This is a genomic window from Acinetobacter sp., from assembly GCF_041911495.1.
Taxonomy (GTDB): Bacteria; Pseudomonadota; Gammaproteobacteria; order Pseudomonadales; family Moraxellaceae; genus Acinetobacter.
In genome coordinates, this window is record NZ_JAYROT010000052.1 from 1 (window position 1) to 11,748 (window position 11,748).

Here is an 11,748-nt window from a genome sequence, read left to right on the forward strand (position 1 = left end):
CTTCGGGACAAGGATGTTTTTTGACGCTACGTTGTTATGAATGAATCATTTAGAATGACTAAATTTCTTCATTCATTCCTAGTATCGCCTAAAAAACATCCGTTGTCGCAAGCATCTGTGAAATGTCAACAGACCCTAATCTAAGCAATAAAAAAACCACGCAGAAGCATGGTTTTTTCGTTAAACAGTGCGTCAAAATTAGTTTTGAGCAGCTTCTTTCACATCAGCAGCACCAGATTCAACTGCACCTGCAACAGCAGCAGTTGCATCTTTTGCAGCGTCAACAGTTGCATCAGCCGCTTCGCCAGCTGCAGTTGCAGTTGCGTCAGCAGCTTCACCGATTGCATTACCAGCTTCGTCAGTTGCAACAGCAGCATCTGTAGCCAAGTCCTCAGTTGCAGCAGCAGTAGCATCACCCGCAGCTTCTACAGCAGCGCCAGCATGTGCAGCAGCATCTTCAGCGTGTTGTTCAGTTGCTGTTTCAGCAGCTTCTTCTTTTTTTGCACAGCCAACGAAAGCAACAGTAGACGCTAAGCCTAAAGCGATCAATAGTTTATTCATTTTTAAATCCTCATAAAATGGCATCCGAAACGACGAACCGTTTCGAAGCCAAATAATATACGATTTGATAAAAAAAGCTACATCAATCTTAATTCTTGTGATGAACATCACATTTAATAAGAGTCGTTCAATTAAACATTAAAACGGAAATGCATCACATCGCCATCTTGCACGATATAGGTTTTACCTTCTAATCGCCATTTTCCTGCTTCTTTTGCACCAGACTCGCCATTGTATTGAATGTAGTCGTCATAGGCGATTACTTCGGCACGGATAAAGCCTTTTTCAAAGTCGGTATGGATCACGCCAGCAGCTTGCGGGGCAGATGCGCCAATTTTCACCGTCCATGCACGCACTTCTTGTACACCTGCGGTAAAATAAGTTTGTAAACCAAGTAGTGCATAACCCGCACGAATCACACGATTCAACCCCGGTTCTTCCATGCCCATTGCTTCAAGGAACTCTGCACGTTCATCTTCTTCAAGCAGTGAAATTTCTGCTTCGATCTGATTACACAGCGCAACAACGACAGCATTTTCAGAATCTGCAAGTTCACGCACTGAGTCCAAATATGGATTATTTTCAAAACCATCTTCAGCCACATTGGCAATGTACATGGTGGGCTTTAAAGTCAGTAGACCAAAACCCTTAATCAGTTTGCGCTCATCATCAGACAAATCTGCAGCACGAGCAGGGCGACCGTCATCAAGTAATGGTTGAATTTTTTCAAGTACAGCTTTAGTTGCGATCGCTTCTTTATCACCGCCTTTAGCAGTTTTTGTTAAACGTGTAATTGCTTTCGATACAGTTTCTAGATCAGCGAGGGCAAGTTCAGTATTGATTGTTGCAATATCATCGAGTGGATCAATTTTTCCATTCACATGAATAACATTTTCGTCTTCAAAACAACGCACCACATGGGCAATCGCATCAGTTTCACGGATGTTAGCAAGGAATTGGTTACCTAGACCTTCACCTTTCGATGCACCTGCAACCAATCCAGCAATGTCGACAAATTCCATCGAAGTTGGGATTTCACGTTGTGGTTTGACGATGGCAGAGAGTTTATCCATGCGGTCGTCGGGCACAGGCACCACACCCGTATTTGGCTCGATGGTACAAAATGGAAAGTTTTCAGCGGCGATGGCTGCTTTGGTCAGTGCGTTAAATAAAGTGGATTTCCCCACGTTTGGCAAGCCGACAATACCACAATTAAAGCCCATAAAATCTACTCAAATACGCTATTTTTACTGCGCCACATCATACAGCAAATTGCTCATGAAGTCAGTCATAAACGCACTTTGCAAAAGATGATTTTTCTAGCATGCAAAAGTGCTGAGGAAAATTGATCCGTGTGATGGCATTTGTATTTTTTCATTGAAATTATAGGATTGCTTTGTATTTGGCTTTTGCGCAGTTGGTAAAATCGGTTTAATATGCCATGTAAGAAAAGATTTCACGACTCGATGTGCAAACATTTGATTGAAATCACAGAAAACCCATCTTCGGAGTTTACATGCGTATTTTGTATCAATTTCCGCTGTCATTGTTTTGTGAGAAGGCACGCTGGTTGCTTGATCATAAAGAGCTCCATTATGTGGCGAAAAATTTGACGCCAGGTTTTCATCGCTTAACCACGCAACACCATACGCAAAGCAAACATTTACCAGTACTTAAAGATGATAATAAGTGGATCGCAGATTCCAGTAAAATTGCTGATTATTTAGATTGTTACTATCCAGAACATGCCTTGATTCGCAGTGAGCCTGAGCTGCGAGAACGAATTTTAGAAATTGATACCTTAAGTCAAGCGTTTGGCATCCATGTGCGACGTTGGTTGTTCTATTTTATCTTGCAGTTTGAGCATAATTCGGCAATCGAAGTCATACTTGGCGAACGAGGCTGGCTTCGTGATCTCAAGGCTCTAGCTCGCCCAACGATTAAATTTGCCATTAATAATTATCATCATATTACAGGTGATACCGCACTGGAATCCAAGCAGAAAATCGATGCGATGATTGAACAATTCAATCAAATCTTGGTCGATAATGGCGGGCAATATATGGTGGCAGATCGACTCACGCTTGCCGATATTGCGGTATGTAGCATGATTGCACCACTGATGATGATTGAGGGCACGCCGTGGGAGCGTGAGCAACACAGTGAAACTGCGCCTGAGGTGATAGCGTTTCAGCATTATTTATCGCAAATTCCACTTGGGCAATATGTACAGCGTATTTATGAGCAGGAGCGCAATGCCAGAGTGGATTGGCGTGGTATTTAGTTTATTGGCGAATATTTAGACTGTTTCCGTGTTCTTTTTAAAATTGCTTTTGGATCAATGTTATGAAAATTGTCGCAGATGAAAATCTAGCGTTTACCGATTATTTTTTTGCAGAGTTTGGCGAAATCCAAAGCTTGGCAGGGCGCACCATTTCTAACGATGATCTGCAAGACTGCGATGCACTTTTGGTACGTTCCGTGACCAAAGTCAATGCTGATCTCATCAAAAATACGCCAGTCAAATTTGTCGGTAGTGCCACTATTGGTACAGATCATCTCGATATTTCAGCTTTAGATAGCCATCACATACCTTGGGCGAATGCCGCAGGCTGTAATGCCCAAGCGGTGGCGGAATATGTGGTGACGGCATTGCTGACACTTCGATCAGAGATGATTGATGCAGGGCAGTCGTTTTGCTTGGGTGTGGTCGGTCTGGGAAATGTCGGGACACGGCTGGTGGCTTTGGCGCAGTTTTTAGATTGGCGTGTGATTGGTTATGATCCTTATGTGGCGCATGCTTCGGTTGAACAAGTTGATTTCTCGACCTTGCTGAATCAATCTAATGCAATATCAATCCATGTCCCTTTAACCAAAAAAACTGACGTATCAGCAGGACATGCCACACATCATTTGTTTAATGAAAGCACTTTGAGTCAAATGAAAACAGATGCAATCCTCATTAATAGCGCACGTGGCTCAGTGGTTGAAGAACAAGCCTTACTTGCTGATATTGAGAAGAATAAGCGTCAAGTGGTGCTTGATGTCTTTGAACACGAACCACAAATCTCCGCAGAGTTACTCAATGCTTTGGCGTTAGCCACACCGCATATTGCAGGTTATAGTCTAGAAGGTAAGGCGAGAGGCACGCAAATGATTTATCAGTCATTTTGTGAAGTTTTTAGCAAAACAGCAGATAAAGATTTTGTACAATTACTTGAAACTTGTGAACCACTATTAGCGCTAAATGAAGATGCCGAAAATGCCAAAGCCGAATTAAAAACACAACTTATGCAAAACCTAAGCACGATTTATGATATTCGCCGTGATGATCAAGTCTTACGTGCATGTTTAAAAGATGGTGCGATTCAGCAGAAAGCCTTTGACGATCTTAGAAAAAATTATCCGTTACGCCGTGAATGGTCTGCCTTTGGTGCAGAACTATCGTAAACAATCATGCTGTTGAGAAAGAAAAATTGACTGAAACACATTTTAAAATGACTTGTGATCTGGATGCGTTAAAAGCGCGTGCCAAGATGTATCAACGGATTCGTACTTTTTTTGCTGAGCGTAATGTGCTTGAAGTTGAAACGCCATTGCTATCTCAAGCAGGAACGACAGATGTGCATCTTGCTTCGGTGCAAGCCTTGCGTCATGTCAACGGCGTAAAAGCATCGCATTATCTACATACTTCGCCAGAGTTTGCCATGAAGCGACTACTTGCTAGTGGTAGTGGCGCAATTTATCAAATCTGCAAAGTGTTCCGTGATGATGAACATGGTCGTAAGCACAATAGTGAATTTACCATGTTGGAATGGTATCGTCCTGATTTTGATCTCAAAGATTTGATGTATGAAACCACAGATTTATTGAATGTTTGCCTGCAAGACCGTATCGATGAAGTGCGCCCAATGTTGCTCAGCTATAAACATGCTTTCCAAGATCGTTTGGACATCAATCCGTTGCAAGCCAGTTGTGAGGAGTTAAAGCAATGTGCTCAGCGAGTTGGCTTGAATGTACGACTTGGCGATGATCGCTTGGCCTATATGGATTTGCTATTTTCGCATCTGGTTGAGCCGAGTTTGGGCTTTGATACACCTGTTTTTCTGACGGATTTTCCACCTGAGATGGCATCACTTGCCAAGATCAGAACTGATGAAGATGGCGAGCAAGTCGCTGCACGTTTTGAGGTTTACATTGAAGGTCTAGAGCTTGCGAATGGCTATGATGAGCTCAGTGATGCAAATGCGCTTCGTCAGCGCTTTGAAGCAGATAATCTAGCACGACTTGCTCAAGGTTTAGAGGCGATGCCGATTGATGAACGATTGCTTGCAGCACTGGAGTTTATGCCTGCTTGTTCTGGGATTGCACTCGGAATTGACCGTTTACTAATGGTTGCGATGCAACGAATGCGGTTAGAGCAAGTGATTAGCTTTCCTGCGCATTTGGCTTAGCTTAGCGTTAAAATGAGATGTAAAAAAATGGCGAACAATTGTCGCCATTTCTATCAAAATATTTAGGGTCTGTTGACTTTTCACAGATGCTTGCGACTACGAATGTTTTTTAGGCGATACTAGGCAGGTATGAGGAAGTTTAGTCATTCTAAATGACTCGTTCCTAACGACGTAGCGTCAAAAAACATCCTAGTCCCGAAGGGTTATCGCTAAAACTGCCATAAACTTCGTTATGAAACTTGGCAAGGGAGTGACCATTCCCTTCGTTTCATGCCTCGTTTCTGTGGTTTTAGCTGATAACGCAATGCATGGCTGAAATGTCAACAGACCCTAGAAATCAATACACATAAGAAGCTGTACCTGTCGCAATGTGTGTGCCTTGATCATTATGCAAATCCATGCGCATCAGACAGCTTTTACGACCGAGGCGCACCACTTGTGCTTTGGCAATAAAGTACTTTCCACGACCCGGTGCAAGATAATCTACACGCAAGTCCAAAGTAGCTAATTTTCCAACTTTCTTAGTCGTTTCCTCAAAAGTTTCAGGAGTGCTACGACGGTATAATTCGCTCATTGCAACCACACCGCCCATACTATCGAGAATGGTTGCGGATACGCCACCATGCAGAATTTGAAATTTCACATTACCAATCAAATGCGCATCCATTTCAACATAGCCTTCAATCTGTCCATCAACGACACGCATCTTGAGATTGTTGTGGGTATAAAACGGTGAGCTATTAAAAGCAATACAGAGTTGCTCTAAGATCATGTTGATATCACTCTGATTTTCAGCAGTGATATGACCAGTCCATTGTTGTTGTTGATCATTAAGCATACTTAAACTCACATAAAATAAAGCAAATACTTTGCGAGCAATGATCGCAAAGGCGTACAATAACGTCCGTATAGTAATAGATCAGAAGAGCTTTGTAATGACTTATACGTTCAATCGACCTGCATTTCCTTCCACTCGTATGCGCAGAATCCGCAAAAATGATCGCATACGTGACATGGTCAGCGAAACACAGCTCACATCAGATCATCTGATTTATCCTGTATTCGTTTTACCGGGTGCAAATCAAGTACAAGACATCGCCAGTATGCCGAATATTCAGCGCCTATCAGCCGATTTATTACTGAAAAAAGCAGAAAAACTGCTCAATCTTGGCGTTTCAAAATTGGCTTTATTTCCAGTCACACCACAAGAAGACAAATCTCTGGGTGCTGAATCTGCTTGGCGTGAAGATGGTTTGGTGCAAACAACCTGTCGTTTACTGAAAAAAGAACTCCCTGAAATGGTACTCATCACTGATGGCGCACTTGATCCATATACCACACATGGACAAGATGGCCTCATTGATGACACAGGCTATGTGCTGAATGATGAAACGGTAGAATGCCTGATCAAACAAGCCTTGAGCCATGCCGAAGCTGGCAGTGATGTGATCGCGCCAAGTGATATGATGGATGGACGCATCGGCGCAATCCGTCAGGCTTTAGAACAAAGTGGTCATATCTATACCAATATCATGGCGTATTCGGCAAAATATGCCTCAAGCTACTATGGACCATTTCGTGATGCGGTCGGTTCAGCGAGCAATCTCAAAGGCGCTAATAAATATAACTATCAAATGGATTTTGCCAATCGAGCAGAAGCTTTGCATGAAGTGGCTTTAGATATTCAAGAAGGCGCAGATATGGTGATGGTCAAACCGGGTATGCCGTATCTTGATGTGGTACGTGAAGTGAAAAATACATTTGGCGTGCCAACCTTTGTCTATCAAGTCAGCGGTGAATATGCCATGCACATGGCGGCAATTCAGAATGGTTGGTTGTCCGAGAGTGTGATTTTAGAATCGCTGATGTGCTGTCGCCGTGCAGGTGCAGATGGGATTTTGACTTATTTTGCGGAAGTGGCTGCAGAACAGTTGAAGGCGGAAAAATAGAAATTAATAATTTGGTAATAACGCTTCGCAAAGTTCATCGTTAAGTTAATCAGTAAAATTTTGGGTATTTAAAACATGGAAATCAAGGTCAATTATCTCGACAATCTTCGCCAAGAAGCCAAGTTCGATGATTTTAGCGTGATTGCAGATCAGCCGATCCGCTACAAAGGCGATGGTTCTGCACCAGGACCTTTTGACTATTTCCTTGCATCCTCTGCGCTGTGCGCAGCATATTTTGTCAAAGTGTATTGTGCGGCGCGTGATATCCCGACAGACAATATTCGCCTCTCACAAAACAATATCGTCGATCCTGAAAATCGCTACAAACAGGTTTTTAAAATCCAAGTCGAACTGCCAGCAGATATTTCAGATAAAGACCGTCAAGGGATTTTGCGTTCGATTGACCGATGTACAGTGAAAAAAGTCATTCAGACAGGGCCTAAATTCATCATTGAAGAAGTGGAAAGCATTGATGCTGATGCGCAGGCTTTGTTGATGCCGAGCCTGACTTCAGATAACCAAACTTTTATTGAAGGTAAAGACCTTCCACTTGAGCAAACCATTGCCAATATGTCGAGCATTTTAGCGAATCTCGGCATGAAGATCGAGATTGCTTCATGGCGCAATATTGTGCCGAATGTCTGGTCGTTGCATATTCGTGATGCGCAGTCGCCGATGTGCTTTACCAATGGTAAAGGCGCAACCAAAGAAAGTGCGTTGGCATCGGCTTTGGGCGAATTTATTGAGCGTTTAAATTGTAATTTCTTCTATAACGATCAGTTTTGGGGTGAAGAGATTGCCAATGCTGAATTCGTGCATTATCCCGATGAAAAATGGTTTCAGCCGAGCAAAGATGATGTCTTACCGCCAGAGATTTTGGATGACTATTGCCTAGAAATTTATGATCCTGACAATGAACTTCGTGGTTCACATCTATTCGATACCAACTCAGGCAATACCAAACGTGGCATTTGTTCCTTACCATTTGTGCGCAAGTCTGATGGTGAAACGGTATATTTTCCATCTAATTTAATTGAAAATCTATATCTCAGTAATGGCATGAGTGCAGGCAATACCTTAGCTGAAGCGCAGGTACAATGCCTTTCTGAAATATTTGAGCGTGCAGTCAAACGTGAAATTATCGAGAATGAAATCACGCTACCTGATGTCCCACAAGCTGTTTTAGACAAATATCCAAGCATTGTGGCAGGGATCAAAGGACTAGAGGAGCAGGGCTTTCCAGTCTTGGTCAAAGATGCCTCGCTCGGCGGTCAGTTCCCTGTGATGTGTGTGACCTTGATGAATCCACGCACTGGTGGCGTGTTTGCTTCATTTGGTGCACATCCAAAGTTCGAAGTCGCTTTAGAGCGTAGTCTGACTGAACTCTTGCAAGGGCGGAGCTTTGAAGGCTTAAATGACTTACCACGTCCGACGTTTAGCACGAATGCTGTGACAGAGCCGAATAATTTTATTGAGCATTTTATTGATTCTAGCGGTGTGGTGTCGTGGCGATTCTTTAGTGCAAAGTCTGATTATGATTTTGTTGAATGGGATTTTACTGCCAACGGCACTCATACCAATGTTCAAGAGGCAGAAACACTATTTGCAATTCTCGAAGACATGGGCAAAGAGTCGTATATGGCAGTCTATGAGCATCTTGGCGCAACGGCGTGTCGTATCATCGTGCCTGATTATTCCGAAGTGTATTTGGTAGAAGATTTGATTTGGGACAATACCAATAAAGCATTGGCTTTCCGTGAAGATATTCTCAACCTGCATCGCCTAGATGATGAGCAACTTCAAGCCTTAGTTGAGCGTTTGGAAGATGTAGAAGTCGATGATTATACTGATATTACCACCTTGATCGGCATTGAGTTTGATGACAATACCGTGTGGGGTCAGCTCACCATCCTTGAATTAAAGTTGTTGATTTATCTGGCCTTAGAAGAATTTGAAGAAGCCAAAGAATTGGTGGAAACCTTCTTGCAATACAATACCAATACGGTCGAGCGTGGTTTATTCTATCAATGTATGGATGTGGTGCTCGAAGTGATGCTCGATGATGAGATGGACATCGCCGATTTTGAAGTGAATTTCCGCCGTATGTTTGGTGATGAACGCATGGATGCAGTCTTAGGTTCAGTCAATGGCACAGTGAAATTTTACGGATTGACCGAAACCAATATGCAACTGGATGGCTTGGATCGTCATCTGCGTTTGATTGAAAGCTATAAAAAGTTGCATCAGGCGAGGGCAAAATACGTTAAAAATTAATCATTTTTAATCACCAAAATCTACTAAAACGATGAGTCACAATGCATTTATATATTTAGTTTTCAAATGAGGCAATATACAAACCATCGATGGTTTCAAGCACTGTAATGAATAAGTTTATCTCTTTAATGACATAAACCGCGTAACTGGCTACGGTTGAAAATATTGGTATCAGGGTCGCGTCAACTTTATTCAACGTAGAGTTAGTGTCTTGAATCGCTTTGCACACTGCTTTTGCAATAAGTGAGCTTGCCACCCAAATAACAATAGCCAAGATTAAATTATAACCAAGCGCTGCTATTGCCTCTGAATGATTTTGCCAAAATTGAATAAGTGAATCTTTTTTACTTCTCTCTTTCATTGTGCGCATGTGAGTTGAGTCCACATGCATATTTAATACTTTTTGATGTCGTGATTAAATCACAGAAGAAACTAGCCAAGTGTTGTAAGCACAAAATGCGATTAGCAGACCTGCGCCTTCCAATCTGTTAATCCGTCCAGCGCCACGAAATCCATAGGCCATAAATAGCAAGGCGATTGTCAAACCCATCATAACTAACCAGTCGCGAGACATAACCTCGGAAGACATACCTGTAATCGGCGATATAACGCCCGCGATACCAACGACAGCGAGTAAGTTAAACATGTTAGAACCCACCACATTTCCAATAGCTATATCATGTTCACCTTTTCTAACTGCAATAATGGATGCTGCTAATTCAGGGAGTGACGTGCCCAAAGCAACAATCGTTAAGCCGATAATTAAATCACTAACACCCAGCGCCTCTGCGATACTCACTGCTCCCCAAACGAGTAATCGTGAACTCACTATCAGAAGAATCAAGCCAATAACCAGCCAAAAAATAGCTTTTTTGATAGGCATCTCGTGCTCAACCAGTTCTTGATCCATTTCACTTTCTAATTTATCCCCTTTTCCTCTCATAGCAGAGTAAATACTCCAGCCAATTAAGGTAAAGAACCCCACCAGAAGAAGAACAGACTCAAAACGTGTTAGCGAGCCATCCCAAAGGAAATAACCGAGCGCAGAACTAATAAGCAATAATATAGGGATCTCTTTTCTGACTATTTTTGATTGCACCAATATTGGAGTAATAATGGCTGTTAACCCTAGAATTAAACCTGTATTGACGATATTCGAGCCGAGCACATTACCGAGGGCTAAATCTGGATTGCCATGAATGGCCGCCATTGCAGAAACAACCATTTCAGGTGCAGACGTACCGAAACCAACAATGACCATTCCAATTAGCAATGACGGCATGCCAGCATGTTTAGCAGTAGCAGCAGCACCTTCAACGAAACGGTCAGCACTCCAAACCAATAGAATGAAACCACCTAAAATGGCTAAAGAAGAAACTAACATTAGACGACACTCCTATTTGTAAAATGGTTTTTGTTATCAAAGGAGATGCAGTTTGGAAGTTGTTTAATGGCTTTACTGAATGAAAATTTACGAGTATTTCCAGTGGCATAAGACGCCAATCGATTGATCGTAATAACGATGATTAGCTGTGACATGAGTATTTCCTTGGGGTGGTTTAGACAAAGTCAAACGAGACTCTCCACCCCGAGAGCGCCATTTGCCTTAAGTCTTGTCAATCCAAGTATGGACATAACCGCCACGAACTGCTGTTCGGAGACTGTTGACGGTTATCACAGTAAAAACTATCAGACTACTCCCCAAGGTCAGAACTGAATGATATAACCATTTATAGCCATTTACAACTTAGTAATAAGCGTTCACTCTGCGACGCAGCATGTTGAGCTTATCGACATGGCGTCGAACATCACTGAAGAATTCTTCTTTCTCCATGGCCAGCGCTAACTCCCATTCTTTAGCTAGAGCTTGGCAGTCCAAAAATGAGTATCTCAGCTTCGTCTTTGAAATACGCAGTCCCTTGCAAAAGACCACGCGCTTGCCTCGTTGACCGTGAAAACTGTTGATGTACCACTCTATGCCAAAGCCATACTTAAAGTCTCTGATACGGACACCAAGCAGACCCCAGTCTTTAAAGGGCTCATTCTCAAGAACCTTGTAATGGGTAACCCAAAAGTCATCAACTTCAGCTCGTGCCAGCGCTTTTAGCCTGTCCGTTTCAGTGCTAAAACGATTGGTAGATTGTGTAGGGTGTGGTCGTAGAGATGTTATTTAACTTATGTTCACCTAAAGTATAGCTCATAAACAAACTTAAAAATATTTTATTAAAATTCAATAGGTTGAAAGAAAATATTGGTGGACTTAAAAAAACTCACTTCATGAACCTATAAGATTTGGAAGTTTTAGAAGGCTTGCCTTATGGTTGTGCATACCATTGGGTATTAGAATCACACCAAATTGAGATATTACTTCGCTTGATTAAAGCTTGGTTGTCCGGTAAATGTTAGGTGCAGGTGTCTTAATCTGGAAATTATATTGCTCAATAAACCTGGAAGAATGGCTTTGTGCAACAAAGCTTGGCGAATTCAAACATGAGGTGCGACAGTTTGAA

At 42.3% G+C, this 11,748-nt stretch carries 10 protein-coding genes and 1 pseudogene; 5 read left to right on the forward strand and 6 right to left on the reverse strand.

The genetic code is table 11. The features are described from left to right. Positions 1-198: 198 nt before the first annotated feature. Positions 199-561: a hypothetical protein gene (locus ACE3PQ_RS06705; protein ID WP_374296347.1), complete on the reverse strand. Its 363-nt coding sequence runs from the start codon at positions 559-561 to the stop codon at positions 199-201. Between the two features lie 131 nt (positions 562-692). Then, positions 693-1,784: a redox-regulated ATPase YchF gene (gene ychF, locus ACE3PQ_RS06710; RefSeq protein ID WP_374296349.1), complete on the reverse strand. Its 1,092-nt coding sequence runs from the start codon at positions 1,782-1,784 to the stop codon at positions 693-695. A gap of 293 nt (positions 1,785-2,077) precedes the next feature. Between ychF and ACE3PQ_RS06715 the strand changes: the two genes are divergently transcribed. The 3 genes from ACE3PQ_RS06715 to epmA all read left to right on the forward strand — a co-directional run bounded on the left by ACE3PQ_RS06715 (position 2,078) and on the right by epmA (position 5,015). Beyond that, positions 2,078-2,845: a glutathione S-transferase family protein gene (locus tag ACE3PQ_RS06715; protein WP_374296351.1), complete on the forward strand. Its 768-nt coding sequence runs from the start codon at positions 2,078-2,080 to the stop codon at positions 2,843-2,845. Positions 2,846-2,907: 62 nt separating this feature from the next. Beyond that, positions 2,908-4,011 (forward strand): 4-phosphoerythronate dehydrogenase, encoded by a 1,104-nt coding sequence (locus ACE3PQ_RS06720; RefSeq protein ID WP_374296352.1) that lies wholly within the window; start codon positions 2,908-2,910, stop codon positions 4,009-4,011. A gap of 47 nt (positions 4,012-4,058) precedes the next feature. Beyond that, positions 4,059-5,015, forward strand: a complete 957-nt coding sequence (epmA, locus tag ACE3PQ_RS06725) for an EF-P lysine aminoacylase EpmA (RefSeq protein WP_374296364.1) — start codon at positions 4,059-4,061, stop codon at positions 5,013-5,015. A 337-nt stretch (positions 5,016-5,352) separates the two neighbouring features. Here epmA and ACE3PQ_RS06730 read toward each other — a convergent pair whose 3' ends face one another. Continuing rightward, on the reverse strand, positions 5,353-5,853 hold the full coding sequence (locus ACE3PQ_RS06730; protein WP_374296354.1) for a thioesterase family protein: 501 nt from the start codon (positions 5,851-5,853) through the stop codon (positions 5,353-5,355). Positions 5,854-5,950: 97 nt separating this feature from the next. On the opposite strand from ACE3PQ_RS06730, the gene hemB reads away from it, so the two are divergent. Continuing rightward, positions 5,951-6,964 carry a porphobilinogen synthase gene (hemB, locus tag ACE3PQ_RS06735; protein ID WP_374296356.1) on the forward strand — a complete coding sequence of 338 codons (1,014 nt, stop codon included), beginning with the start codon at positions 5,951-5,953 and terminating at the stop codon, positions 6,962-6,964. A gap of 75 nt (positions 6,965-7,039) precedes the next feature. Continuing rightward, on the forward strand, positions 7,040-9,238 hold the full coding sequence (locus tag ACE3PQ_RS06740) for an OsmC domain/YcaO domain-containing protein (protein ID WP_374296358.1): 2,199 nt from the start codon (positions 7,040-7,042) through the stop codon (positions 9,236-9,238). 55 nt (positions 9,239-9,293) lie between these two features. Here ACE3PQ_RS06740 and ACE3PQ_RS06745 read toward each other — a convergent pair whose 3' ends face one another. From ACE3PQ_RS06745 to mobI, 3 genes and pseudogenes are all read right to left on the reverse strand, one after another. Beyond that, the gene (locus ACE3PQ_RS06745; RefSeq protein WP_374296360.1) at positions 9,294-9,608 is read right to left on the reverse strand and encodes a hypothetical protein; all 315 of its coding nucleotides are present in this window, start codon (positions 9,606-9,608) and stop codon (positions 9,294-9,296) included. A 45-nt stretch (positions 9,609-9,653) separates the two neighbouring features. Further along, positions 9,654-10,622, reverse strand: a complete 969-nt coding sequence (locus ACE3PQ_RS06750) for a calcium/sodium antiporter (RefSeq protein ID WP_374296362.1) — start codon at positions 10,620-10,622, stop codon at positions 9,654-9,656. Positions 10,623-10,985: 363 nt separating this feature from the next. Further along, positions 10,986-11,357 (reverse strand): annotated as a pseudogene (gene mobI / locus ACE3PQ_RS06755) (conjugative transfer protein MobI(A/C)); the annotation flags it as partial. Between the last annotated feature and the right edge of the window lie 391 nt (positions 11,358-11,748).